Genomic DNA, 24,798 nt, shown 5'->3' with positions numbered 1-24,798 from the left:
GTTGACACCCCAGGGGTCGACTGCTACATTCATTTCATAGGCATATGTAAATACAATTGCATATCGATGGAAATCGATCGACGGGCTGAACCGGCCCTCACCCCTGGGACGTGACGATGAATGAGGCAGGCGCATCCGTCGTGAAGACGGAACGGATCGGATCCCATCCCGCGATCGCGGTCCGCTGGCGCGGAAGCGGCGAACTGCTCGTGTTCCTGCACGGCATCGGCGGCAACAAGTCGAACTGGGATCGCCAGCTTGCCCGCTTCGGCGCGCATGCGCAGGCGGTGGCCGTGGATTTCCGCGGCTACGGCGAAAGCGACGACTACGAAGGGCCCACCGGCATCTCGCAATTCGCGGACGATGTCGCACGGGTGATCCGCCATTTCGGCGCGGCGCGCGCGCATGTGGTCGGACTCTCGCTCGGCGGACGCGTCGCGCAGCGGCTGGCGCTGCTGCATCCGGACCTGGTCGCCTCCCTCGCCCTGGTCGACGCGCGTTCGGACGCGCGCGACACGCGCACGCCGGCGGAACGCGAAGCCTTCCTCGGCGCGCGCTCGAAGCCGCTGCAAAGCGGCAAGACCCCCTCGGACATCGCGCCGGCGGTGGTGAAGAGCCTGGTCGGGCCCAACGCCTCGCCGGCCGTGGTCGCGGAGCTGACGCAAAGCATCGCCAGCCTGCGGACCGACAGCTACCTGAAGACGATCGAGGCCAACGTCTGCGACGACTTCGCCGGCGATCTCGGCCAGATCCGCGCGCCCACGCTGGTGCTCGTCGGCGAGCACGACACGACCACGCCGCTGCGCCATTCGCAGGAACTGGTCGGACTCATTCCGGGCGCCCGCCTGCAGGTGATTGCCGATGCAGGCCACCTGACGAACATCGAACAGCCGGAGGCATTCAACGCCTGCCTGGCCGAGTTCCTGCTTCCCCAACTCCATCGGAGGACCGAATGACCGCACCCCATGACGACGGCGCACCGGCGCGTACCCTCAGCGCCGCCGCGACGCGCCGTGTGCTGCTGTCGTCCGTGATCGGCAACGCGCTCGAGTGGTACGACTTCTTCCTTTACGGCACCGCGGCGGCGCTGGTGTTCGGCAAGCTGTTCTTCCCGGCCGGCACCGACCCGCTGGTCGGCACGCTCGGCGCCTTCGCCGGCTTCGCGATCGGCTTCCTGGCGCGCCCCTTCGGCGGCCTCTTGTTCTCCCACATCGGCGACCGCTACGGCCGCAAGCGCGCGCTGGTCTCCACGCTGGTCCTGATGGGCGCCGCGACCTTCCTGATGGGCCTGATGCCGACCTACGCACAGATCGGCATCTGGGCGCCGGTGCTGCTGGTGCTGCTGCGCATCCTGCAGGGTCTGGCCGCCGGCGGCGAATGGGGCGGTGCCGTCCTCATGCTCACCGAGAGCGCGCCCAAGGGCAAGATCGGCTTCTACTCCTCCTTCGGCCAGGCCGGCCTGAGCCTCGGCTTCCTGCTTTCGGCGCTGGCCTTCTACCTGGCGCAGCGGCTGCCGGCCGAGGACTTCATGGGCTGGGGATGGCGGCTGCCGTTCCTCGTGAGCATCGTGGTCTTCGCGGTCGGCGTCTACATCCGCTCCCGGGTGCCCGAGACGCGGGCCTTCGTCGAGGCGCAGGCCACCGGCCAAACGGTAGCGAAGGTGCCGGCGCTCGAAGTCCTGAAGCGCCATCCGCGCGAAGTCCTGATCGCCATGGGCCTGCGCGTCGCGGAGAACGGCAGCTCCTACATCTTCGTCGCCTTCTCGCTCGGCTTCGGCAAGTTCGTCGGCGCGCCGGACGACATGATCCTGCTGGCGATGATCGTGTCCTTCGTGATCCAGATGCCGGTGCTGATCGCCTTCGGCGCGCTGGCCGACCGCATCGGCACCAAGCCGATCTACATGTTCGGCTCGATCACGCTGATGCTGATGGCGTTTCCGTTCTTCTCCCTGATCGGGACCAAGGACCCGACCTACATCTTCCTCGCGTTCATGCTCGCGAACACCGTCAGCTACTCGGCCATGTGCGCCACGCAGCCGATGCTGTTCAGCAGCTTCTTCGGCACCAGCATCCGCTATTCCGGCCTCGCGCTGGGCCACGAGATCGCGGCGGTGTTCAGCGGCGGGTTGTCGCCTTTCATCGCCACGGCGCTGCTCGGCGCCTATCACTCCTCGGCGCCGGTGTCGCTGTACCTGATCTTCCTCGGGGCGGTCACGACGCTCACCTGTCTGGCGATCAAGCGGCCGGCCATGGCCCAGGAAACCGCCGGCGCCGCGACCGCAGCGGGCTGAGCAACCGCAGAGACCGCTTCAGAAGGTCCGCAGGCTCGACAGGACCTTCTGCAGCAGGCCGACGAGCGTCGTCGCTTCGTCTTCACTGAGCTCGTGCATGCCGCGCTGGTAGTGCTTCCAGGCGAGCGGCCACATGTCGTCGAACAGCTGTTCGCCCTGGGCCGTCAGCGTGATGGCCAGGAAGCGCGCATCGGCCGTGCTCTGGGAACGCTTGAGCAATTGCCGCTCGACCATCTGGTCGACCAGCCGGCTCAGCGTCGGCTGGTCGATCGCGGCCTCTTGCGAAATCACGGTGAGCGAGGCCTCGGGCGCGCCTTTGAGCACCGCGAGCACGCGCCACTGCAGCACGCTCATGTCGCGCGCCTTGAGATCGCGCTTGAACTTCTGGTTGAACAGCGTGGCCGTCTGGTTCAGCAGGTAGGGAATGAATTGCTCGACGAAGTAACGGTCGTTCGCGTCGTGCGGCTGGCTCCCGGGCACGCCGGCGGTGGCGTCGCTGCTCGCGGCTTTGGCGTTCTTGCCGGCCTTGGCGGGCTTGGCGTTCTTGCCGTTCTTGGCGGCGGGCTTGCCGGCGGATGCCGCCGATGTCTTGGCCATGGGATCGTTCGGGTCTCGCGTTGTTTGTGTCAGCCGGCATCGATGGTAATGGATCGACGTGGCGAACGAGCGCGCGATGGCCCGAGGCCCGGGGCCACGGACTCGCCCCTGCGCGCGCGTGGCGCGCGCGATCCTCAGGCGAAGGCCGCGGCCCCCGCGCGCTGCCCGGCCGACGCGAGCAAGCCGGTGAAATCGACCACCTGCGCGGCCATCACCTCGAGCTGGCGCGCGGCGCCGGCGTCCAGGCAGACGCCGTCCTCGTCGAAGACGCGCGTGGCCGTGTTGATCGTGACCCCCATCGGCGTCGGCATGCCGCGCAGCGCATGGACGATGTCGCGCAGCGCCGACAGCGTGGTGCCTGCGCCCTGGTGCCCGGCGGCGCAGGCGATGCAGCCGACCGGGCGGCCCTCGAAATAGGGCCGTGCATCGCCGCGCAAGTCCTCGACATAGTCGATCGCGTTCTTCAGCAGGCCGGAGATCGATCCGTGGTAGCCGGGGGACGAGACGATGATGCCGTCGCTGCGCCGCAGCGCGTCGATGAAGCCGCGCAGTTCGGCGCCGCGTGCCGCGGACTCCGGCGAGTACATCGGGAACACGAGCGACGGGCCGGCGATGAGCATCGTCTCGGCGCCGCGCCGGCGCGCCACGGCCAGCGCATGGCGCAGCGCCATCTCCGAGCTCGATCGCTCCCGGATCGTGCCGCCGATGCCGACGATCAGCGGCGCCCCGGCGCGAGCTCCGGCATTCATGGCCGGGCCGTGCCGAACGACGGCGAGAAATGCGGCGCCACTTCCGCGGCGAAGCGGCTCAGCCAGCGCCTGCGCATGGCCTGCGGGATGTCCGGCGTGGCGGTCATGACGATCAGGTTGTTGAAGCCGACGTCGATGTACTTCTGCACGCGCTCGCGCACCGTCTTCGGCGAGCCGAAGAGCTGGACCTGGGAGAAGGGGCCGAGGTTGTCGGGGTTCGACATCGACTTGCGCCGCTCGTGGACCTTGGCGAAGGACTGGTAGTCGGCGATCTCGGGAAAACCGTTGGCGTCGGGCTTGTAGTGCTCGACCTGCAGCTGGAACCAGCGCGGCATGTACTGGCGCGCAAGCGCCTCGGCCTCGTCGTCGCTGTCGGCGATGATGCAGCTGATGGCCACCGGCTTGGTCACGTCGGTGTTGCCGCCGCGCTGGCGCGTGACCTCGGCCCAGGTTGCAAGCACCTTGGATTGCACTTCGAACGGCAAAGTGCCGTTGCAGATCGGCGGCAGGTCGAGTTCGGCGATCTTGGTGGCGCTGTCCGGACTGCCGATCGCGCCGTAGAAGTGGATGTTGTCGCGCTTCGCATCGGGACGCAGGCGGATGTCGAGCGGCACCTTGAAATGCTTGCCTTCGAAACTGAAGGGCTTGCCTTTCAGCGCCAGGTCGAGGATCTTCCAGGCTTCCTCGAACAGTTGCTTGGCGTTCTCCAGCTTCAGATCGAAGGCGTCGTATTCGAGCGGCGCCGCGCCGCGCCCGAGGCCCAGGTGCAGCGGGCCCTTCGACAGCAGGCTCAGCATCGCGATCTCGCCCGCGAGCCGCACCGGGTTGTGCCACGGCGTCACCAGCACCATCGTTCCGAGGCCGAGGCCCGGGCACAGCGCCGCGATGTGCGAGAAGAGAAGCAGCGGGCTCGGCGTCGGGAAGTAGTCCGAGAAATGATGCTCCACCGTCCACACGGTCTCGTAGCCGAGCCCATGGCCGAACTGGGCGTCCTCGATCATCCCCTTGTAGAGATCGGCATCGGAGGTGCCGGCCTTGTCCACGGCGGCGATCATGAATCCGAACGAAACCTGCTGTTGCGCTGCCATCGGGCTCCCGCTGAAAAAACATGTAAAAACATATGTTATAGCGATGAAAGCCGATGTCAAGCACCCGGGACGCGTTCCCTAGAATTGCGGGACCCGTCCCGCCGCCCCATGAAGCTCCTGCTGATCGAAGACAACCCGCAGCTCGCCCTCTGGCTGTCCAGCCTGCTGCGCGCGCAGGACTTCGTGGTTGATCATGTGGAGGACGGCGACGCTGCCGACGCGCTGCTGCGCCAGGCGCGCTACGAGGTCGTGCTGCTGGACCTCAACATCCCCGGCCTCTCGGGCAAGGGCGTGCTGCGGCGGCTGCGGGAACGCCGCGACGACGTGCCGGTGATCATCCTCACCGCCGCCGCCTCGCTCGACCAGAAGGTGCTGTGCCTGGAGATCGGTGCCGACGACTACCTCGTGAAGCCGGTCGAGATCCGCGAGCTGGTGGCGCGCGTCAAGGCGCTGCTGCGCCGCCAGGTGCCCGGCAAGGCCAACGACATCGTCTGCGGCGACCTCCACTACGACCTGCGCACGCGGCAGTTCGCGCTCGCAGGCCAGGCGCTCGCGCTGCCGCCGCGCGAGCGCACGCTGCTGGAGACGCTGATGCGCAAGGCCGGCAGCACGGTTTCCAAGCAGGCGCTGATCGACAGCATCTTCGGCCTCGACGATGAACCCAGCGCCGATGCGATCGACCTCTACATGCACCGGTTGCGCAAGAAGCTCGAGGGCGCGCAGGCCACCATCATCACCTTGCGCGGCGTCGGCTACCTGCTTCGAACGCGCGAAGAGGCCTAGGCGCCGCATCGCATGGCCAGCCTTCGCCTGCGCCTGGTGGCCTGGCTGCTGCTGCCGCTGTCGGTGTTCGTCGGCGTGTGCGGCTACCTGAGCTGGCGCAACGCGGCCGCGGTGGCCGACTACGTGCAGGACCACGACCTGCTGTCCTCGGCCAAGGTGCTGTCGGACCGGTTGATCTGGGAAGGCGACGATGTCCAGGCCAGCGTGCCGCCGTCCGCGCTGAGCCTGTTCGTCTCGCCGGACCGCGATCGCGTCTTCATCAGCGTCACCAACACCAGCGGTGCGCTGCTGGCAGGCTCGCCGGACTTCCCGCTGCCGCGGGTGCGCAGGCCCGCGGGTGTCGACCGTGCGCAGTGGTACGACGCCGAATTCGACGGCCTGCCGCTGCGCGCGGTGCTGACCACGCGCTCGATGTACGACGTCGGCGGCGCCGAGGACATCACCATCGCGGTCGGCAAGACCACGCGCAGCCGCGACCACATGCTGCGCGCGCTGTGGCTGCCCTCGATCGAATACCTGCTGATCGCGCTGCTGCTGGCGATCGTGCTGACCACGCTGGCGCTGACCTGGGAGCTGCGGCCGGTGGTGCGCCTGAGCCGCCAGCTCGCGCAGCACGATCCGCTGCACCTGGATTTCGCGGTCGATGCGCGCGCACTGCACACCGAGCTGCGTCCCGTGGCCGACACCATCAACCGCTTCGTGCGCGAGTTGCGCTCGCACTCCGAGGCGCAGCGCCGCTTCGTCGCCGATGCCGCGCACCAGCTGCGCACGCCGCTGGCGCTGCAGGCCTCGCAGATCGAGTTCGCGCGCTACACGCGCCAGCATCGCCAGCAGTGGGACACGCGCCGCGCCGACATGGATGCCCTGTGGCTGGCGATGCAGACCAGCAACCGCCGCCTGGTCGACGTCACCAACAAGCTGCTGCTGCTCGCGCAGGCCGAGCACCGCGATGCCTACAGCGGACTCGAGCGCGTCGACCTCGCCGCGGCCGCGCTGCGCAGCATCGAGCAACTGGCCGCGCTGGCCGACCGCCGCCGCATCGACCTCGGCATGGAGGCGCCCGCGCCGGCCTGGGTGCAGGCACAGCCGGCGCTGCTCGACGCGCTGGTGGTCAACCTGCTGGACAACGCGCTGCGCTACACGCCCGAGGAAGGCCGCGTGACCGTCGGCGTGCGCACGATCGGCGACGAGGTCGAGCTCTCGGTGGAAGACAACGGCCCCGGCATTCCGCCCGAAGCGCGCGAGCGCGTGTTCGAGCGCTTCTACCGCGTCTCGCAAGGCACCGAGGGCACGGGCCTCGGCCTGGCGATCGTGCGCGAGATCGCACGCGGCTTCGGCGCCACGGTCGAGCTGGCGTCGAATCCGAACGAGGCGCAGGGCCTGCGGGTGACGGTGCGCTTCAATCGACGTGTGCGCCCGACACCTTGACGATCTCGGCCCAGCGCGCGCGCTCCGCGTGGACGATGGAAGCGAACTGCTCCGGCGTGCTGCCGACCGCTTCGCTGCCGACCAGCGCGAGGCGCTTCTGCGTCTGTTCCTGGGCAGCGACCTTCGCCACCGCGGCCTGCAGCTTCCTGACGACCTCGCGCGGCGTGCCCGCCGGCGCGACGAGGCCGGACCAGGCATCGGCCGAGTAGTCCTTGACGCCGGTCTCGCCGACGGTCGGCAGCTGCGGCATCGCCTGCGAACGCTTCACCGAGGTCACCGCGATGCCGCGGATGCGGCCTTCCTTGATCAGCGGCGCCGCCGTGCTGAGCGTGTCGAACATGCCCTGGATATGGCCGGCCAGCAGATCGTTCACCGCCAGCGAGGTGCCCTTGTAAGGCACGTGCACGATGTCGACGCCGGCCCGCGCGCGCAGCATCTCGAGCGACAGGTGCGACAGCGTGCCGTTGCCGCCGCTGCCGAAGTTGAGCTTGCCCGGATTCGCCTTGGCGTACGCGATCAGCTCGCCCACGTCGTGCACGGGCAGCGCGGCATTGACCTCGAGCACCATCGGCCCCGAAGCCACCAGCGACACCGCCACCAAGTCCTTCTCGGGATCGAAAGGCATGCTGCCGCGATAGAGCGAGGGATTGATGGCCATCGTTCCGGCCGAGACCATGGCCAGCGTGTAGCCGTCCGCCGGCGAGCGCACCACGGTTTCCGTGCCGGTGTTGCCGTTCGCGCCGGGCCGGTTGTCGACGACCACCGCCTGCCCGAGTTCCTCGGTCAGCGCCTGCGCGAACAGACGGCCGATGACGTCGAGATTGCCGCCCGCCACATAGGGCACGACCATGCGGATCGGCTTGTCCGGATAGTCGGCGGCCGCCGGCCCGGCCCACCACGCGAGCACGGCAGCGGCCGCCGCCAGCGCAAGAAACTTGAAGCGCATCATGGTCGCCTTTCGTTGGCGCGATGAAAGGTCTCGGCGCCGATCGCCAGCAGATCGGACACCCGCGTCATCAGCAGCCGCGCGCCGGCATCGACCAGCGCACCCACCGTCTGCGGCGTGACGAGCGTGCCCGCGATGGCGCCCGCGTCCGAGATCGCGCGCAAGGTCGAGAGCACGGCCGCGCGCACATCGGGATGGGCCGCGTTGCCCGGATGGCCCATGCGATGGGCGAGGTCGTTCGGGCCGATGAACCAGATGTCGATGCCCTCGACTGCCAGCAGCTGCGGCAGCCGTTCGATGGCCTGCGGCGATTCGATCATCGCCACCACCAGCTTCTGGTCGTGGTCGGCGAAGCGCGCATAGCGCACCGCTTCGACAAGCGCGCGCGCCGCCTCCGGCGTGTCGACGGCCGCGACCATGACGGCGTCGGCGCCGAGGTCGAGGTAGCGGCTGATCAGGTTGGCATCGCTGCTCCAGGGCCGCACCAGCGCGGCGATGCCGGCCGCGCGCGCGGCGCGGCACATCTCCTCGATGCGCTCGGTGGTGGCGCTGCCCTTCTCGGTGTCGATGAAGGCGATGTCGAAGCCGAGCGCGCCGACCTTCTCGACCAGCGCCGGCGACGGGTAGTTGACGAGCACCATGGTCGCGGTTTCCCCGCGGGCGAGCTTGGCTTTGACACGGGCGTTCATGGGTTCTTTCTTTTTCAGAAGGGCACGCTGCCGCCGACGGTGGTGCGATGCATCAGACGCCGCTGCGGCAGCGCGTAGTCGCCGACGGCGAGATGCTGGCTCGCGCAGTTGTCCCACATGAGCAGATCGCCGACCTGCCAGCGATGCCGATACACCATCTCGTCGCGTACGCACCAGTCGGCGAGTTCGTCGATGAGCTGGCGGCTTTCGTCCTCGGGCAGGCCGATGATGCGCAGCGTCGCGGCCTTGCTCACGTAGATGCACTTCTCGCCGGTGTGCGGATGGGTGCGCACGACCGGATGCGTGACCTCGCGCTTCTGCGCCTCGGTCAGCGGCGCCCGCTGGGCGGCTGCGTTCGAGCGCCGCAGTGATTCGTAGACCGCGGCCAGCGAATTGACCGCCTTCAAATCCGCGATCCGGGCCTTCGTCGCGGCCGGCAGCCGGTCGTAGGCGGCCGCGGTGCTTGCGAACAGGGTCGCGCCGAGCGGGTTGCCGTCGGCGTCGGCGGGTATCTCCAGCGCATAGAGCATCGAGTACATGTTGGGCCGTTCGAGGAAGGCGCCGTCGCTGTGCCACACGCGGCCGGCATCGATCATGCCGATCGGCTGGCCGGCGGCGTCGAGCACGTTGGAGACACGCACCAGATCGCGATAGCCGGGCACCAGGTACTGCGGCAGCACGTGCGGCTCGAGCGTTCCGATGCGGCTGCAGAACGCGATCTGCTGGTCCGGCGTCAGCCACTGGTCGCGCAGCACGACCACCTTGTGCGCATGCAGCGCGGCCTTGATGCGCTCGACCGTCGCATCGTCCACGCCGGCGCCGAGGTCGATGCCCCGGATCTCGGCCCCGAGGGGGGCGCCGCTGGGAATGATCTGTTCCATCGTCATCGTTCGGGTCCTGGAATGCGCGTGTTCATGCGGCGTCGGCGGTGGCGCTCTCGTGCGCGGGCGCACCGACGGGCTCGATACCGGCGACGGTGGCGCGGTGCATCAGGCGCCGTTGCGGCAGCGCGTAGTCGCCGATGGCCAGGTGCTGGCCGCCGCAGTTGTCCCAGATCAGCAGGTCGCCTTCGCGCCAACGGTGGTGGTATTGCATCTCGTCGCGCACGCACCAGTCGGCGAGCTCGTCGATGAGCGCGCGGCTGTCCTCCTCGGCGAGCCCGAGGATGCGCACCGTCGCGGCGCGGCTCACATACAGGCACAGCTGGCCGCTGTGCGGATGCACGCGCACCACCGGGTGCACGACGCCGCGCCGCTGCGCCTCGGTCAGCGGCGGCCGGTTCAGCGCCGCCTTGTCCTTGTGCATGGCCGCGTACACGGCCTCGAGCGAATTGAGGGCCGTGAGGCCGGTGATGCGTTGCTTCATCGCCCGGGGCAGCGACCCGTAAGCCTTGGCCGTATCGACAAACCACGTTTCGCCGAGCGAGCGCCCGTCAGCGCCGTGCGGGATCTCGATCGCATACAGCATCGAATAGAGGTTCGGCTTGTCGAGAAAGGCGCCATCGCTGTGCCAGAGGCGCCCGGCATCGACCAGGCCGATCGGCTTGCCCGCCTCGTCGAGCACGTTCGACACCCGCACCAGCTCGCGATGGCCCGGCACCAGGAACTGCGCCAGCACGTGTTCCTCGAGCGATCCGAAGCGCGCGCAGAAAGCGATCTGCTGCACAGGCTGCAGCAGCTGATCGCGCAGCACGACCACCTTGTGCGTGTGCAGGGCCTGCAGCACCAGCGCGAGGCCGGCGTCGGAGAGCGGCACCGAGGCATCGATGCCGCGGATCTCGGCGCCGAGCGCGGCGCCGCTGGGAGTGACGGTGGCCATGGCTGCTTTCTCCTTGGCGCTAGGCCGCGACGCTCGCGGTGTCCCGGGCCTCGGCCTGTCGCGATGCCACATGCAGCTGGCGCTGCAGCGTGGCGAGCGAATCGAGCGACGGCAGATCTCGCAGTGTGCGGAACAGGCCGTCGGCCCGGTCGTCCGCCAGCACACCGCGGCAGCAATCCAGGAACTTGGTGCGCAACTCGTTCTCGCTGAACCAGCGGCCCACCTTGCCGATCGCGAGCGGCACCAGTTCCTCGTGCATCGCGCCGTCCTCGGTCTCGACCCGCACCGCGGTCGCCCATTCGGGATCGAAGCGCACGCGCTCGTCCACCTCCATCGTGGTGCGCGCGATCAGCCCGACGATGTCGGGCGAGGACACGCGCGCCTGCGTGAAGGTGTCGATGCGGACCTGGCCGTCCAGCAGCCCGGCCGCGACGCAGAACTCGAGGCTGAACTTGCCCTCCAGCGGCGTCTTCGGCGAATGATGGATCAGGGGCCGGAAGGAGAGCTCCGGCACGCCGATGCGAACGCGCCGCGGCTTGCGGCCGGCCAGCCACCGGTGGACCTTGGTCGCCGCCTCGATGCCGGGATGGGTCGCGCCGCAGGACGGGAAGGCCTTCAGCGACAGGCCGTAGTCGGTCAGGATCTCGAGCGCTTCGCCGGGCTTTCCCATGGCGCCGAGATCGGCCTTGTCGGGCCCCCAGTTGAAGACGGTCGCGAAGCCATAGGGATGGTCCAGGGCCGCGCTCGCGCAACCGAAGTCTTCGCGCGCCAGCATCGCGGCCTGGATGCCGTTGCGCGCCGCGATGCCGGCATGCAGCGGCTTGGTCATGGTGCCGAAGTGCGCGCGCAGGCCCGAAGCAAAGGAGGTCGCGAGATTCAGCGCGCCGGCGATCTGCGCGGCGGGCAGGCGCAGCAGCATGGCGGCCGCGGCCGCCGCAGCGATCGTCCCGAAAGTGCTGGTGGCATGCCAGCCGTTCTCGTAGTGGCGGTTGTTCATGCCGCGCGCCAGCTTGCCGAACATCTCGAGGCCGACGATGTAGGCGTTGATGGCATCCGTGCCCGACACGCGCGCCATCGCGCTGGCCGAGAGCAAGGTCGGCACCAGCACCGCACTGGTGTGCGCATAGGCGGGATGGCTCGAATCATCGAAGTCGATCGCATGCGCGAGCGCGCCGTTGAAGATCGCCGCGTCCGTCGGCAGGGCCGCGCGGTCGCTGAAGGCCATGACCGCGGTCTCGGCATCGATGCTGCCCTCGAAGGCGCGGCCTGGCAGCGCGCGCAGCAACTTGCCCGCCAGCGGCTCGCGCCGGCCGGCCGCGATGCAGCCCACACAGTCGGTGATGCCGTCGAGCGCACGCTGCTGCGCCAGAGCGGGAAATCCCGTCGTCGCGGCTTGCGCGGCAAAGTCGGCGAAATCGGAGAAGAAAGACGATGCCAAGAGCGGATCTCCTAGACGGTTTGCAGCGAGGACCGGTCGGCATCGAGCACGCGCACCGGCGCCTTGGCGATCCAGGCCAGGATGTCCTCGACGAACTGGGCGTAGAAGTGCGCGTAGTTGCGCTCGGTCACGTAGCCGATGTGCGGCGTCGCGATCACGTGGGGCAGGCTGCGCAGCGGATGGTCCGGCGGCAGCGGCTCGACGTCGAACACGTCCAGCCCGACGCCGGCGATGCGTCCGCTCTGCAGCGCATCGATCAGCGCGGGCTCCGAGACGATCGGCCCGCGCGAGGTGTTGACCAGGAAGGCCGAGCGCTTCATGAGACCGAACTCGCGCGCGCCGATCAGGCCGCGCGTGCGCGGGCTCAGCTTCATGTGGACCGTGACGTAGTCGGAACTGCGCAGCAACTCGTCCTTGCTCACCAGCGAGGCGCCGGCTTCGGCAGCGCGCTCGGCCGTGAGGTTCTCGCTCCATGCGAGCACGCGCATGCCGAAGGCGTTGGCCACGCGCGCCACTTTCGAGCCGATCGTTCCCAGGCCGAGGACGCCGAGCACGCGGCCCTCGAGTTCGTCGCCGACGGCGGTCTGCCAGCCGCCCGCGGCCACGGAGGCCAGTTCGGCCGGCAGCCGCCGCGCCAGTGCGAGCAGCAGCAGCCAGGTCAGCTCCGGCGTGCCCGATTGCAGCGAGGTGGTGCCGCAGACCGCAATGCCCTGGCGCACGGCATGGCCGACATCGAGGCTCGCGTTCCACATGCCGGCCGTGACGATCAGCTTGAGTTTCGGCAGGCGCGACAGCAGCCCGGCCGGCATCCGCGTGCGTTCGCGCATCAGGCAGACGACGTCGAAGGGCGCCAGGCGCTCGGCCAGCGCATCGACATCGTCCAGATGGTCGGCGAAGGCCGTGAGCTCGGCATCCGGGATGGACGACCAGGGCCCGAGCCGCGCGGCCACGCCCTGGTAGTCGTCGAGCACTGCGATGCGGAGAGACGGTGTGCCGGTGGTCATGGTTGTTTCAGTCGACGGTGATCCCGGCGTCCCTGACGACCTTGCCCCACATGTCGATGTTCTGGTGAAGGTAGGCGCGAAACTGGGCCGGCGTGCCCGGCGCGGGCAGCAGGTCCAGATCGACCAGGCGCTTCTTCATCGCCGGCTGCGCGAGGATCTTGTTGACCTCGCTGTTGAGCCGCTGCACGACCTCCGCCGGCATGCCGGCCGGCCCGAGCAGGCCGTACCAGGAACTGACATCGAAGCCCGGCAGCGTCTCGGCGATGGCGGGCACGTCCGGCGCGCTCGGCCAGCGCTGCTTCGACGTCACGCCCAGCGCGCGCAGGCGGCCTTGCCGGACTTGCTGCAGCGAGCCCGTCAGCGCGCCGAAGCCGAACGCGACGTCGCCGCTGATGATGGCGATTTCCGCCGGCGCCCCGCCCTTGTACGCGATGTGCGTGGCCTCGAAGCCGCCGCGCATTTTGAGCAGCTCCGCCGCGAGGTGGTTGGTTCCGCCCGCGCTCGGCGAGGCGTAGTTGAGCTTGCCGTGCTGCGCACGGCCGTAGTCGATCAGTTCCTGCACCGTCTTCACCGGCACCGCGCTGCCGACGACGAGCACCTGCGGGCCTTCCGCGAGGTTGGCGATCGGCGTCAGGTCGCGCGTGGCCGAATAGGGCAGCTTGCGGTAGAGCGTTTCCTGGATCGCCAGCGGCGTCGAGCCGAGCAGGATCGTGTAGCCGTCGGGCTGCGCCTTGGCGACGAAGTCCGAACCGATGACGCCGCCCGCGCCCGCGCGGTTCTCGATGATCAGGGGCTGGCCGAGCGCCGTGCCCAGCGGCTCGGCGAGCACGCGCGCGAGGATGTCGAGCGGTCCGCCCGGCGGGTAGGCGACGACGAGACGGATGGGCTTGCTCGGATAGTCGCCGGCCTGGGCCGCGACAGCGCCGAACAGCGCGAGCCCGGCCATGCCGGCGAGCAGGCTTCTGCGCAGACCGTGGTGCTTCATTCGCCCTTCCTTTCCGCTTCGCAACGGCTGCGCCTAGAAAGGCTCCGGGCCGAGAATGCCCGCGCGATGCAGCCGGCGCGGAATGTCGCCGTAGTCGAAGACCGCGAGGTGGTGCACCGCGCAGTTGTCCCAGACGATCAGGTCGCCCTTGCGCCAGCTGTGCCGGTAGTGGAAGGCGGGGTTCTTCAGCTGTGTCCACAGCGCCTCGAGCAGCGCGTCGCTTTCGTCCTCGGACAACCCGACCACGGCGCTGGTATGTCCTTCCGTCACGAACAGGCAGGGACGGCCGTTGACCGGATGGGTGCGCACGATCGGATGGTCGACATCGGGCAGCTCCGCCTTCTGCGCCTCGGTGAGCGGCGCGCGCTTGAGGTTGCCGGCCCGCTTCTTCTTGTCCAGGTGATGGATGAAGCTGTGCGTCGCGCGCAGGCCTGCGATGCGCTTCTTCATCGCCTCGGGCAAGGCCTCGTAGGCCCGCCAGGCGCTGGTGAAGACCGTGTCGCCGAGCACCTGGCCGTCGCGCTGCGGTATCTGCAGGCCGTAGAGCACCGTGTACATGTCCGGCGTCTTCAGGTAGGAGGCGTCGGTGTGCCAGAGCATGCCGGCGTCGGCGATGCCGATCGCCTCGCCGTCCTCCTTCCTGATGTTGGAGACCACCGACAGCTCGGGATGTCCGGGCACGCCATAGCGGTTGTAGAAGGAGACGCGCATCTCGCCCAGCCGCTTCGTGAAGGCCGTCTGCTCGGCCGGTGCCAGGTCCTGGTCGCGCAGCACGATCACCGAATACTCGTGCAGCGCATTGCGCACGAATTCGAAGGCTTCGTCGTCGAGGCCACGGGCCACGTCGACGCCCCGGACCTCGGCGCCGATGCCCGGGCCCTTCAGCACGACCTCGCGTTCCGGCCGGCCGGCGCCGGTGTCGGAGGGGGGAAAGTGGCGCAGCGTGATTGAGGAATCCATCGTTCACCTCGGTTGAATGGGAGCGAGGCTAGACAGTGCCTTTGCTTATATTAACTATAAGTCCGACAGCGATCCACCGCAAGCCCTCCAGCGGCGGTGCTTACCCGAAGGCCTCGCCGGAGACGGTGGCGCGCCGCATCAGCCGGCGCTGCGGCAGCGCGTAGTCGAAGGTGGCGCGATGCAGCGTGGCGCGGTTGTCCCAGATCAGCAGGTCGCCGGGCGCCCACCGGTGCCGGTACTGGAATTCGGGCCGCACCACGTGCTCGCACAGCGCCTTCAGCAGGGCTTCGCCCTCGTCCTCGGGCAGGCCTTCGATGCGGGTCGTGTAGCCCTCGCTGAGGTACAGGCACTTGCGGCCGGTGGCCGGGTGCCGGATCGCCAGCGGATGCGAGACCGGCGGAAACTGCCGCGTGAGCTCGGCCATGTCCTGCGCGGCATCCGCCTTGGTCGCGTAGCGGTAGTGCAGGCTGTGCACGCCGCGCAGCCGGTCGACCTGCTCGCGCGTGGCCTGCGGCAGCGCGTCGTAGGCCGCGCCCATGGCGGCGAACAGCGTGTCGCCCACGGCCTTGCCGTCCTTCTCGGGCACCTCGATGGCATACAGCATCGAGACGCTGTGCGGCTTCGGCAGGTAGGCGCCGTCGGTGTGCCAGTACACGCCCGCGTCGGTGCTGCCGATCGGCTTGCCGTTCTCGAGGATGTTCGAGACCACGAAGAGTTCGGGGTAGCGGCTCGACAGCGCATCCTTCAGAAAGATCTTCTGCAGTTCGCCGAAGCGGCGCGCGAAATCGATCTGCTGCTGCTCGGACAGATCCTGTCCTTCGATGGTGACGACGCTGCGCTCGTTCACCAGATCGAGGATCCGGCGGAACGCATCTTCATCCAGATCGGGCAGACGGACGTTGGCGACCCGGGCGCCGATCGGCCGGTCGGAATGGGTGATGGACAGGTTCATGGTTTCAATCGAACTTGATGTTGGCTTTTCTGACGACGTCGCCCCACTTGGCGACGTCGCGGCGAAGGTAGGTGGCGAATTCGTCGGGCTGCATGGTGGTGATCTCCAGGCGCTCGCGGCCGAGCTTCTCCTTCATGGCGGGCGCGGCCAGCACCTTGGCCACGTCGTCGTGCAGCTGGCGCACGATCTCGGGCGATGTGTGGGCGGGCGCCATCAGACCGAACCAGATCGTGACGTCGAAGTCGGGCACGCCCTCCTCCTGCAACGTGGGCACCGACGGCAGGCCTCGGCTGCGCGCCGCCGAGGTCACGCCGAGTGCGCGCAGCTTGCCGGCGTCGACCTGCGGCATCACGGCGGCCGGCGTGTCGAGCACGAAGTCGACCTCGCCCGCCATCACCGCGGTGAGCGCCGGATTGCTGCCCTTGTAGTTGACCAGCGTGCTGCGGGTGCCGGTGCGAAAGGACAGCAGCTCGAAGCTCAGGTGCGACAGCGTGCCGTTGCCGGGCGAGCCGAAGTTCAGCTTGCCGGGCTGTCTTTTGGCGAGTTTCAGAAGGTCCGCCACGGTCTTCGCCGGCACGGCCGCGTTGACGGCGAGCACGTAGGGCGATTCGGCGACCATGGTGATGGGCGCGAAGTCCTTCAGCACGTCGTAAGGCAGTTTCGGATACGCGGCCGGGCTGACAGCCATCGTGCCGGCCGTCATCAGCAGCGTGTAGCCGTCGGCCGGCGCCTTGGCCACCATGTCCGTGCCGATGGTGGCGCCGGCGCCGGGCCGGTTGTCTACCAGCACCGATTGCTTCCAAAGCTTGCCGAGCGCGTCCGCGACCGTGCGGGTCAGCACGTCGGCGCCGCCGCCTGCCGCATAGGGCAAGATGATGCGCACGGGATGATCGGGATAGGCGGCAACGGCGCCGCCCGCGCCGCCCAGCAGGCCGAGGACCAGGGCCGCGCGCAGGAATCTTTTCATCGTGTCTCCGTGAGAATGGCTGGCAGGACACCAAGCCCTTACATTTATACAAACTATAAGTTGGAGCAACTAGCAATGCAAGACGACGCAGCCGTCGCTGCGGCGGCCCTTCAGGGCCTGACCGCGGGATCGCCACCGCTCAGCCTCACGCTGCGCCTGCTCGAGGTCTTCCTGGCTGTCGTGGAACGACGCACCATGACCGCGGCGGCCGAACAACTCAACCTGACGCAAGCAGCGGTGTCGCAGTCGGTCACCGCGCTGGAGCAGGCGCTGCGCGTCAAGCTCTTCGACCGCTCCGTGCGGCCGCCGGTGCTGACGCTGGTCGGGCAATCCGTCTGCCAGCACGCGCTCGAGATCGTCACCGCCGCGCACAAGCTGGAGGACCAGATGCGCTACAGCGGCTCCGGCCGGCTGCCGCTGCTGCGCATCGGCATGCTGGACAGCTTCGCGTCGACCGCCGGCGTCACCGTGCTGTCGCAGCTGCGCGAACTCGCCTTCGAATGGACGATCGCCTCGGGCTTCAAGGCGACCGGCATTCCGGCGCTGCTGGAGCGCCGCTCGGACGTCATCATCACCTCGGACGAGACGCCGGTTCCGCCGGAGGTCGAGGCGCTGCCGATCTGCAGCGAGCCCTTCGTGCTGGCCATTCCGGCTTCGCACCGCGGCAAGGTCAGCGACGTCAAGAGCCTGGGCGCCAAGCTCGACTTCATCCGCTACGGGCGCGACGCGCACATGCTCACGCGCATCCAGAGCTACCTCGAGAGCGCCGGCATGCAGGCGCCGGTGCGCTACCAGTTCGACACCACCGACGCCGTCGTGCGCATGGTCGCCGGCGGCTTCGGCTGGACGGTGATGACGCCGCTGATCCTGCTCAAGTCGGGCGTCCAGCCGCACGCGGTGCGGGTGCTGCCGCTGCCCGGGCCGGCCATGCGCCGCACGCTGATCGTCGCCACGCGGCGCGGCGAGGGAACGGAAATCGCGCAACAGATCCGTGCCACCTCGATCGCGACGCTGAAGAGCGTGGTCGTGCCTCAGCTCGCGAAGCTGATGCCGCACGTGGTGAAGGAATTCAGGATCCTGGAAAAGAAAGGCCCGCTCAAGTGAAGGACGCGCCCGCGCGCTGCGTCACGGCCGCTCATTCGGCCGCGGCATGGGCCGCACGGCCGAGCGGCACCGCGCGCGCCGAGGTCGGCGAGCCGAAGAGCCCGGCCGTCGCCCGCGCATAGCCGCGCGGATCGAGGCGCCAGCTCAACGGCAGCAGCAGCACGACGACGGCGCCCAGGTAGGCCCACGCGAAGCCGAAGCTGCCCGTGTGCTCGCGCACCGCGCCGGTCACGAAGGGCGCCAGGGCGGCGATCATGAAGCCGACCGCCTGCATGAACGCGGCCAGCGTGCCGGCCTGCGCGGGATCGGGCAGATGGTCGAGCGACAGCACCATGCACAGCGCGAAGGAGCCGCCGAGGCCGAAGCCCAGCACCACCACGATGGCCGCGGCCGCCGGTGCGTTCAGCAGCAGCCCAGCGAAACCCGCGAGCTGCGCCAGCAGCGTGAGCGCGAGCCACGGCCGCAGGTCGCGCCGGCCGCGTGCGAGTGCGGGCAGCAGCAGCGCCGAAACCAGCTGCGCGGCCGTCATCAGCGCCAGCATCGCGCCGCCCTGCGCCGCGCTCCAGCCCTGCTGCGCATAGAAGTGCGGCAGCCACGCGACCAGGCTGGTGTAGCCGCCGTTGACCAGGCCGAAGTAGACCGCCAGCAGCCAGGCGCGGCGGTTCGCGAAGCAACGCAGCCAGCCCGCGTCGGTGCGCGCGCCGGGCACGCGCGCGGACACCGGCGCGGCATACGCGCTGCGCGACCATGCCCATAGCGCGAGCAGCGCCGGCAGCGCCCACACCGCGAGCCCGGCCTGCCATGCGCCGGCGAGGCGCGCGACCCAGGGACTGCCCATCGCGCCCAGGCCGCCGCCGCCCATCAGCGCGGCGGAATACAGGCCCATCGCGATGCCCATGCGGGCCGGACAATTGCGTTTGATGACCGCGGGCATCAGGGCCTGGACGAGCCCGACCCCGGCGCCCGCCAGCGCGGCGCTGAGCAGCAGCGGCAGCGCATCGCCGGTGACGAAGAAACGGCTGGCGCAGGACGCGGCGATCGTCGCCAGCCCGAGCAGAATGGCCGCGCGCTCGCCGAAGCGCCGGCCGATCGCGACGCCTGCCAGCGACATCGGCCCCATCGTCATCATCGGCAGCACGGTGAGCATCGCGGCCCACTGGAAGCCCAGGCCGGTGGCGCTGCGGATGCTTTCGAGCAGCGGACTGCTCGAGGTGTAGAAGGCGCGCAGGTTGAGCGCGACGAGCACGATCAGCAGCGCGAAGCCGATGCCGCCCTCGCGGCGTACCGGCGTATCTGCCACCGTCATGCAGGCACCGCGTCGGGCAGCAGCTCGCCGTTGCGCGCCACGATGCGGCCGCCCGCCACCACGAGCCGCCGCACCGGCCGCGCGACCACCGCCTCGGCGACGGTCTGCGCATCGAGCAGCACCAGGTCGGCGCGGCAGCCGGGCGCGAGGCCGTAGGCTCCGAAGCCGCAGCCGCGCGCGCCCGCTTCGGTGACGCAATCGAGCGCCACGTCGAGCTCGTCGTCGCGGCGCAGGTTGTAGCGCAGGCCGATGAGCATCGCGCGCTCCAGCATGTCGGGGTTGCCATAGGGCGACCAGGTGTCGCGGATGCCGTCGTTGCCGCCCAGCACCGTCACGCCCGCCTGCCGGCAGGCCATGAGCGGCGGCACGCTGCGCGACGGCGGCGCGCTGGTGATCAGCGCCACGCCGAGCGCGGCCATGCGCGCGAGCAGCGGGTCGCGCTCGTTCGCCGGCAGGTCGCCGAGGCAGAAGCCGTGGCTGATCGCGACCCGGCCCTGCATGCCGAGCGCGGCCGTGCGCTCGAGGATGCGTTCGAGCGAGAACGCGCCCATCGCGCCCGGCTCGTGCAGGTGGATGTCGATCGGACACGCGCGGCGCTCGGCGATGCCGAACAGGGTGTCGAGCGAGCGCACCGGGTCACCGTCGATGGCGCAGGGGTCGAGTCCGCCGAGCACGTCGGCGCCCGCGGCCATCGCCTGGTCGAGCAGCGCGTCGGTGCCGGGACGCTGCAGCAGGCCCGACTGCGGGAAGGCGACGATCTGGATCTGCTGCACGTCCCGCAACACGCTGCGCGTGCGCAGCACGCCGTCGAGATGGCGCAGCCCGGCCTGCGTGTCGATGTCGACATGCGTGCGCAGGCGCGTCGTGCCGAGCGCGAGAAAGGCCTTGGCGAGCGCAAGCGACTGCGCACCGGCGTCGTGCCCGCTTGCGTGGCGGAAGGCGCGCTCGTTGTCGATCCGGTCGATGAGCCGGGTGCCGACCTCGTTGCGGTACCAGTCCATGCCCCACATCGTCTTGTCCAGATGCGTGTGGCCTTCGACCAGGCCGGGCAGCAGCAAGGCGCCGCCGCCCTCCTCGACCGCGCAGCCGTTCGGCGCCTGCAAGGCCGGGCCGAGCGCCGCGAGCCGGCCGTCCTGCACCAGCACGTCGAGCGGCGCGGCACCCAGCGGACGCACGTTGCGAAGAAGAAGCGAGGATGGCATGGACATGGGCAGTGCGATCGAAGAAGAGCGAAAGAAATCAGGCCGGCACGGCCGCCGCGCCGCGCGCCGGCACGAAACGCCCGAGCAGCGTCACGACGACGAACACCAGCGCATTGACCGCCAGCGCGACCAGGCCGATGTTGAGCGATTTGAAGACCACCGGCGCCTGCGGGAACAATTGTCCGAGGCTGGTGCCGGCGATCATCGTGAAGCCGAGCACCGCGCCGCCCGCGAGGATGCCGGCAAAGGCGGCCTGCTTGCTGCCGAAGGGCCGCCGTAGCAGGCTGAACAGCAGCGAGGGCAGCAGTTGCGTCAACAGGCTCGACGCGAAGATCGCCACCGACACGATGGTGGTGCCGCCGCGCAGCACGAAGTAGACCGCCACCAGCGCGAAGACCGGCAGCACGATGCGCGCCATCATCGACACCTGGCGGTCGGTGGCGCGCGGCGCGAAGCCTTCCTTGTAGACGTTCTTGCCGATCACGGTCGACGCGGTGAGCAGGATCATCGAGCCCGGCACCAGCGCGGTCAGCACGCCCGTGCCGCCGATGAGGCCGACGAACCACGGATCGAAGCTCGCCTTGGCGAGGCCGAACAGTGCGAGGTCGACCTCCGCGCCCTTGAGCCCCGGCACCTTGAGGATGGCCGCGAAACCGACCAGGAACAGGAAGGCGATCACGATCTGGTAGAGCGGCATCAGGATGGTGTTGCGCCGCACGGCGCGCGCGCTCCTGGCCGCATACACCGAGGTCAGGTTGAACGGGTAGAGGTAATAGCCCAGCGCCGTCAGCAGGATGGTCGAGTTGTACCAGGTGAGGTTCAGGCCGTCCTTCGGAAACTGGAAGTAGCTCGGGTTCGCTTGATGGATCGCGGCGAACATCGGCGTCACGCCGCCGTAGTAGTGCAAGGGCAGGTACACGCCGAGGAAGATCGCGAGGCCGAGGATCAGGAGGTCCTTCACGATCGCGATGCTCGCCGAGCCGTGGATGCCCGACACCAGCACGTAGACCACCATCACCGCCGCGCCGATCCAGATCGCGACCTGCGGCGCGATGGCGCCGTAGGAAGCCTCGGAGACGATGATGCCCAGTCCGCGCAGCTGGATGGTGAGCAGCGCCACCATGCCCATCAGCGCCACCACCGAGACCAGCACGCCGAGCGCGCGGCTGTCGTACTTGCTGGCGAAGAAATCCGAGAACGACACCAGCTTGTGCGCGTTGGCATAGCGCCAGACGGCCGGCAGCATCCAGAACGCCATCAGGTAGGCCAGGCCGCCGTAGGCCAGGATGTAGAAGGCCGGCGCGCCCTTGCTGTACGACCAGCCGCTCGCGCCCAGGAAGGTGAAGGTGGAGAAGGATTCGCCCGCCATCAGCAGGAACACCATGATGGCACCGAGCCCGCGCCCGCCCAGCGCCCATTGTTCGAGGCTCATCTTGCGGCCGCGGCGCGCGAGCACCGCGAGCCCGAGCGCGCCGAGCACGAAGAAGGCAATGATCGGCAATGCGATGTTCATCGAGCCTCTCCGGCTGCTGCTGCGTCCGCGGCGTCGAGGTCGCCCTCGCTGCGGTCGATGGCCAGCATGATGAAGGAGCTCAGCACCAGCCAGCTCACGTTCCACAGCATGAGGAAAGGCAGGCCCAGCACGAAGTCCGGCGCGAAGGCGCTGAGCCATCCGCCGCTGAAGAACGCGATCACCGGCAACAGGGCCAGCCATTTGAGGGGATTCACGCGAGGCCTCGCTTTCGCAGTTGGTTGAATTTTTGGTCAACCCTTCAATATCATTTTGGTTAACCAAATTCAATTATATGGCTGACCATGCGTCAGGTCAATATGCGGATTGACCCGGGGTCCGCCCCAGCTGCCCGGCGGCGCCACGGCCGCCGCGGGTACCATTTCCGCCATGCCCACCGCCGTTCGCCGCAGCCGCCCCGCCCCTTCCGACCCACCCGCCAGTCGCACCAGGCGCGCCGATGCCGCGCCGCCCGAGGCGCCGCCAACCGATGCCAGCGTGGACGAACGGGTCTATGCCGCGGTGTCGAAGGCGCTGCTGAGCGGCAGGCTGCGCCCCGGCACGCCGCTGCGCGAGCGCGCGCTCGCCGAGGCGCTGGGCTGCACGCGCGGCGCGATCCGCAAGGCGCTGGCGCGGCTGGGCACCGAGAAGCGGCTGGTGCTCGAGCACAACCGCGGCGCCTTCGTGCCCAACCCGTCGATCGACGACATGCGCGGCATCTACCGCGCGCGCCGCATCGTCGAGGCCGGCCTGATCACGACCTTGTTCGGCCAGCTGTCGCGCGAGCAGGTCGCGGCGCTGCGCAAGCACGTCCAGGGCGAACAGCGCGCCTTCAAGGAAGGACGGCGCGAGGACGCGATCCGCATGGCGGGCGACTTCCATCTGCTGCTGGCGCAGATGGCCGGCAGCGAAGAACTGCTTTCCTACATCCGGCGGCTGGTGGCGAACACCGAGCTCTACAAGGCGCTCTTCGATTCGGCCGAGGCCGCGAGCTGCGCGCCGCGGGAACACGAGCAGATCATCGAGGCGCTCAGCGGCGCGTCATTGCAACGCGCCGTCGCCATCGCGATGGAGCACCTGGACGAACTGGAGCAGCGCGTGGTCGCCGGTGCGGCCGCGGAACGGGAGGTCGACCTGGCCAGCCTGTTCGCCGAGGACGCGCCTACACCCAGCCCGCGCGCCGGAACCGGTAGTACAGGTAGCCGCAAATCCCGAACATGAGCAACAGCGCGGCCACATAGCCGTACTGCCATTTCAGCTCCGGCATGTGCTCGAAGTTCATGCCCCAGATGCCCGCGAAGGCAGTGCACACCGCGAAGATGGCCGCCCATGCGGCGAGGCGCTTGGTGACCTCGCCGTCCTCGATGGTGACCATCGAGAGGTTGACGTGGATCGCGGTGCCGATGGTGTCGCGCGTGGCGTCGATCGAGGCATCGATGCGGCCCAGATGGTCGACCACGTCGCGGAAGTATTCCTGCGAGCCCGCGCAGATCTGCGGCACGCGCCCGCCGTGCAGCTTGCCGGTGCCCTCGAGCAGCGGCGCAACCGCATGCTTGAGCACCGTGAGCCGCTGCTTCAGGGCATACAGCCGCCGGATGTTCTCGCGGGCCTGGCCCTTGCTGAAGATCTGCTGCTCGATGGTCTCGAGCTCGACCTCCAGCCCGTCGATGACCGGGAAGTAGCGATCGACCGCCGCGTCCATCAGCGCATAGAGCACGAAGCCCGGTCCGTTGCGCAGCAGCTCGGGCTCGCGCTCGCAGCGCTCGCGCACTTCGACGAAGCCGTGCCCGCTGCGGCTGCGCACCGACACCACGTAGTTCCTGCCGACGAAGACATTGAGCTCGCCCACGTCCAGCACGCCGGGCCGGCGCTCGTCGGTGTCGAGCAGATGCATCACCACGAAGAGCGAATCGGCGTACTCCTCGACCTTCGGGCGCTGATGGCCGTGCTGTGCATCCTCCACGGCCAGCGGATGAAGATCGAATTCGGTGCGCACCTCTTCGAGCTCCTCGGGCGTCGGGTCGTGCAGCGCCACCCAGACGAAGCAGCGCGGCAGTGACACGTAGTCGCCGATCCTGTCGATCGGAATGTCGGCCAGCTTGGTGCCGTCTTCATAGACGGCGCAGTTGATGAGCATGCAGGAGCTCCGGGGTGACTTGGACGAATCATCTTGCCACGGCGGGCACGACCGGCTCTAGGCGCCGGGTGCGTCGCCCATCCGGTTCATCCATTTGAGCAGCGGCCCCATGATCTCGATCGGCAGCGGAAACACGATGGTCGAGTTCTTGTCGGCCGCGATCACGGTCAGCGTTTCCAGGTAGCGCAGCTGCAGCGCCTGCGGATGCCGGCCCAGGATCTCGGCCGCCTCGGAAAGCTTGGCCGAGGCCTGCAGCTCGCCTTCGGCATGGATCACCTTGGCGCGCCGTTCGCGCTCGGCCTCGGCCTGCCGCGCGATCGCACGCACCATGTTCTCGGCGAGGTCCACGTGCTTGATCTCGACGTTGGTCACCTTGATGCCCCAGGCGGCGGTCTGCACTTCGAGCGTCTTCTGGATGTCGAGATTGAGGCGCTCGCGCTCGGCCAGCAGATCGTCGAGCTCGTGCTTGCCGAGCACCGCGCGCAACGTGGTCTGCGCGAGCTGGCTGGTGGCCTCGAAATACTTCTCGACCTGGATGATCGCCTTCTCGGGATCGACCACGCGAAAATAGAGCACCGCGTTCACCTTGACCGACACGTTGTCGCGCGTGATCACGTCCTGCGAGGGAACGTCGAGCACCATCACGCGCAGGCCCACCCGCACCATCTGCTGGATGCCGGGGATGAGGATCACCAGGCCCGGCCCCTTGACGCGCCAGAAGCGCCCCAGCTGGAACACCACGCCGCGCTCGTACTCCCGCAGGATGCGCAGCGACGAGGCCGCGAGCACCAGCAGAAGCAACAGGCACAGCACCACGAATGCGAAGCCGAAATTGAAGAACATGG

Annotated in this window: 25 protein-coding genes; 6 read left to right on the top strand and 19 right to left on the bottom strand. The window is 68.9% G+C overall.

Going from position 1 to position 24,798, the window contains the following annotated elements:
* Positions 1 to 116: 116 nt before the first annotated feature.
* Positions 117 to 956 carry an alpha/beta fold hydrolase gene (locus tag WDLP6_RS04305; protein WP_162591355.1) on the top strand — a complete coding sequence of 280 codons (840 nt, stop codon included), beginning with the start codon at positions 117 to 119 and terminating at the stop codon, positions 954 to 956.
* A complete protein-coding gene (locus WDLP6_RS04300) occupies positions 953 to 2,290 on the top strand; it encodes an MFS transporter (protein WP_162591354.1) in 1,338 nt (445 codons plus the stop codon). Before WDLP6_RS04305 ends, WDLP6_RS04300 begins: the two co-directional genes overlap by 4 nt.
* 18 nt (positions 2,291 to 2,308) lie before the next feature.
* Here WDLP6_RS04300 and WDLP6_RS04295 read toward each other — a convergent pair whose 3' ends face one another.
* From WDLP6_RS04295 to WDLP6_RS04285, 3 genes are all read right to left on the bottom strand, one after another.
* Positions 2,309 to 2,887: a MarR family winged helix-turn-helix transcriptional regulator gene (locus WDLP6_RS04295; RefSeq protein ID WP_162565939.1), complete on the bottom strand. Its 579-nt coding sequence runs from the start codon at positions 2,885 to 2,887 to the stop codon at positions 2,309 to 2,311.
* A gap of 134 nt (positions 2,888 to 3,021) precedes the next feature.
* On the bottom strand, positions 3,022 to 3,636 hold the full coding sequence (locus tag WDLP6_RS04290; RefSeq protein ID WP_162591353.1) for an NADPH-dependent FMN reductase: 615 nt from the start codon (positions 3,634 to 3,636) through the stop codon (positions 3,022 to 3,024).
* Positions 3,633 to 4,724, bottom strand: coding sequence for an LLM class flavin-dependent oxidoreductase (locus WDLP6_RS04285; protein WP_162591352.1), 1,092 nt, complete (start codon positions 4,722 to 4,724; stop codon positions 3,633 to 3,635). Before WDLP6_RS04285 ends, WDLP6_RS04290 begins: the two co-directional genes overlap by 4 nt.
* Positions 4,725 to 4,832: 108 nt before the next feature.
* On the opposite strand from WDLP6_RS04285, the gene WDLP6_RS04280 reads away from it, so the two are divergent.
* Positions 4,833 to 5,507 carry a response regulator transcription factor gene (locus WDLP6_RS04280; protein WP_162591351.1) on the top strand — a complete coding sequence of 225 codons (675 nt, stop codon included), beginning with the start codon at positions 4,833 to 4,835 and terminating at the stop codon, positions 5,505 to 5,507.
* A 12-nt stretch (positions 5,508 to 5,519) separates the two neighbouring features.
* Complete coding sequence (locus tag WDLP6_RS04275) at positions 5,520 to 6,935, top strand: sensor histidine kinase (protein ID WP_162591350.1); 1,416 nt, start codon at positions 5,520 to 5,522, stop codon at positions 6,933 to 6,935.
* Here WDLP6_RS04275 and WDLP6_RS04270 read toward each other — a convergent pair.
* From WDLP6_RS04270 to WDLP6_RS04225, 10 genes are all read right to left on the bottom strand, one after another.
* Positions 6,907 to 7,884 carry a Bug family tripartite tricarboxylate transporter substrate binding protein gene (locus WDLP6_RS04270; protein ID WP_162591349.1) on the bottom strand — a complete coding sequence of 326 codons (978 nt, stop codon included), beginning with the start codon at positions 7,882 to 7,884 and terminating at the stop codon, positions 6,907 to 6,909. The two genes, WDLP6_RS04275 and WDLP6_RS04270, sit on opposite strands and share 29 nt — an antisense overlap.
* Positions 7,881 to 8,570 (bottom strand): HpcH/HpaI aldolase family protein, encoded by a 690-nt coding sequence (locus WDLP6_RS04265; protein ID WP_162591348.1) that lies wholly within the window; start codon positions 8,568 to 8,570, stop codon positions 7,881 to 7,883. The genes WDLP6_RS04270 and WDLP6_RS04265 overlap by 4 nt, the downstream gene beginning before the upstream one ends.
* Before the next feature lie 14 nt (positions 8,571 to 8,584).
* Positions 8,585 to 9,457 carry a TauD/TfdA dioxygenase family protein gene (locus WDLP6_RS04260; RefSeq protein WP_162591347.1) on the bottom strand — a complete coding sequence of 291 codons (873 nt, stop codon included), beginning with the start codon at positions 9,455 to 9,457 and terminating at the stop codon, positions 8,585 to 8,587.
* A gap of 25 nt (positions 9,458 to 9,482) precedes the next feature.
* On the bottom strand, positions 9,483 to 10,388 hold the full coding sequence (locus WDLP6_RS04255; protein WP_162591346.1) for a TauD/TfdA dioxygenase family protein: 906 nt from the start codon (positions 10,386 to 10,388) through the stop codon (positions 9,483 to 9,485).
* A 19-nt stretch (positions 10,389 to 10,407) separates the two neighbouring features.
* Complete coding sequence (locus tag WDLP6_RS04250; RefSeq protein WP_162591345.1) at positions 10,408 to 11,826, bottom strand: MmgE/PrpD family protein; 1,419 nt, start codon at positions 11,824 to 11,826, stop codon at positions 10,408 to 10,410.
* Between the two features lie 11 nt (positions 11,827 to 11,837).
* Positions 11,838 to 12,830, bottom strand: coding sequence for a D-2-hydroxyacid dehydrogenase family protein (locus WDLP6_RS04245; protein ID WP_162591344.1), 993 nt, complete (start codon positions 12,828 to 12,830; stop codon positions 11,838 to 11,840).
* A 7-nt stretch (positions 12,831 to 12,837) separates the two neighbouring features.
* Positions 12,838 to 13,815, bottom strand: a complete 978-nt coding sequence (locus tag WDLP6_RS04240; RefSeq protein WP_162591343.1) for a Bug family tripartite tricarboxylate transporter substrate binding protein — start codon at positions 13,813 to 13,815, stop codon at positions 12,838 to 12,840.
* 33 nt (positions 13,816 to 13,848) lie between these two features.
* Positions 13,849 to 14,775 (bottom strand): TauD/TfdA dioxygenase family protein, encoded by a 927-nt coding sequence (locus tag WDLP6_RS04235; protein ID WP_162591342.1) that lies wholly within the window; start codon positions 14,773 to 14,775, stop codon positions 13,849 to 13,851.
* A gap of 100 nt (positions 14,776 to 14,875) precedes the next feature.
* Positions 14,876 to 15,727, bottom strand: coding sequence for a TauD/TfdA dioxygenase family protein (locus tag WDLP6_RS04230; protein WP_162591341.1), 852 nt, complete (start codon positions 15,725 to 15,727; stop codon positions 14,876 to 14,878).
* A gap of 4 nt (positions 15,728 to 15,731) precedes the next feature.
* The gene (locus WDLP6_RS04225; RefSeq protein WP_162591340.1) at positions 15,732 to 16,694 is read right to left on the bottom strand and encodes a tripartite tricarboxylate transporter substrate binding protein; all 963 of its coding nucleotides are present in this window, start codon (positions 16,692 to 16,694) and stop codon (positions 15,732 to 15,734) included.
* A gap of 75 nt (positions 16,695 to 16,769) precedes the next feature.
* Here WDLP6_RS04225 and WDLP6_RS04220 point away from each other — a divergent pair, with 75 nt between their 5' ends.
* Positions 16,770 to 17,798, top strand: a complete 1,029-nt coding sequence (locus WDLP6_RS04220; protein WP_162591339.1) for a LysR family transcriptional regulator — start codon at positions 16,770 to 16,772, stop codon at positions 17,796 to 17,798.
* A gap of 31 nt (positions 17,799 to 17,829) precedes the next feature.
* Here WDLP6_RS04220 and WDLP6_RS04215 read toward each other — a convergent pair whose 3' ends face one another.
* The 4 genes from WDLP6_RS04215 to WDLP6_RS04200 are packed head-to-tail and all read right to left on the bottom strand — an operon-like array spanning position 17,830 to position 22,034.
* Positions 17,830 to 19,104, bottom strand: coding sequence for a cyanate transporter (locus WDLP6_RS04215; RefSeq protein WP_162591338.1), 1,275 nt, complete (start codon positions 19,102 to 19,104; stop codon positions 17,830 to 17,832).
* On the bottom strand, positions 19,101 to 20,312 hold the full coding sequence (locus tag WDLP6_RS04210; protein ID WP_443083392.1) for an amidohydrolase family protein: 1,212 nt from the start codon (positions 20,310 to 20,312) through the stop codon (positions 19,101 to 19,103). The genes WDLP6_RS04215 and WDLP6_RS04210 overlap by 4 nt, the downstream gene beginning before the upstream one ends.
* A 31-nt stretch (positions 20,313 to 20,343) precedes the next feature.
* Positions 20,344 to 21,819, bottom strand: a complete 1,476-nt coding sequence (locus tag WDLP6_RS04205; protein WP_162591337.1) for a sodium:solute symporter family protein — start codon at positions 21,817 to 21,819, stop codon at positions 20,344 to 20,346.
* Complete coding sequence (locus WDLP6_RS04200) at positions 21,816 to 22,034, bottom strand: DUF3311 domain-containing protein (RefSeq protein WP_162591336.1); 219 nt, start codon at positions 22,032 to 22,034, stop codon at positions 21,816 to 21,818. Before WDLP6_RS04200 ends, WDLP6_RS04205 begins: the two co-directional genes overlap by 4 nt.
* Before the next feature lie 172 nt (positions 22,035 to 22,206).
* On the opposite strand from WDLP6_RS04200, the gene WDLP6_RS04195 reads away from it, so the two are divergent.
* The gene (locus tag WDLP6_RS04195; protein WP_162591335.1) at positions 22,207 to 23,037 is read left to right on the top strand and encodes a GntR family transcriptional regulator; all 831 of its coding nucleotides are present in this window, start codon (positions 22,207 to 22,209) and stop codon (positions 23,035 to 23,037) included.
* Here the strand turns inward: WDLP6_RS04195 and corA are convergent.
* Both corA and WDLP6_RS04185 read right to left on the bottom strand, forming a co-directional pair.
* Positions 22,979 to 23,953, bottom strand: a complete 975-nt coding sequence (corA, locus tag WDLP6_RS04190) for a magnesium/cobalt transporter CorA (RefSeq protein ID WP_162591334.1) — start codon at positions 23,951 to 23,953, stop codon at positions 22,979 to 22,981. The genes WDLP6_RS04195 and corA overlap by 59 nt on opposite strands.
* 57 nt (positions 23,954 to 24,010) lie before the next feature.
* The gene (locus WDLP6_RS04185) at positions 24,011 to 24,796 is read right to left on the bottom strand and encodes a slipin family protein (RefSeq protein ID WP_162565917.1); all 786 of its coding nucleotides are present in this window, start codon (positions 24,794 to 24,796) and stop codon (positions 24,011 to 24,013) included.
* Between the last annotated feature and the right edge of the window lie 2 nt (positions 24,797 to 24,798).

The sequence above is a fragment of the Variovorax sp. PBL-E5 genome (genome assembly GCF_901827185.1).
In the GTDB taxonomy this organism is placed as follows: domain Bacteria; phylum Pseudomonadota; class Gammaproteobacteria; order Burkholderiales; family Burkholderiaceae_C; genus Variovorax.
This window is presented reverse-complemented; position numbering and strand designations above follow the sequence as displayed.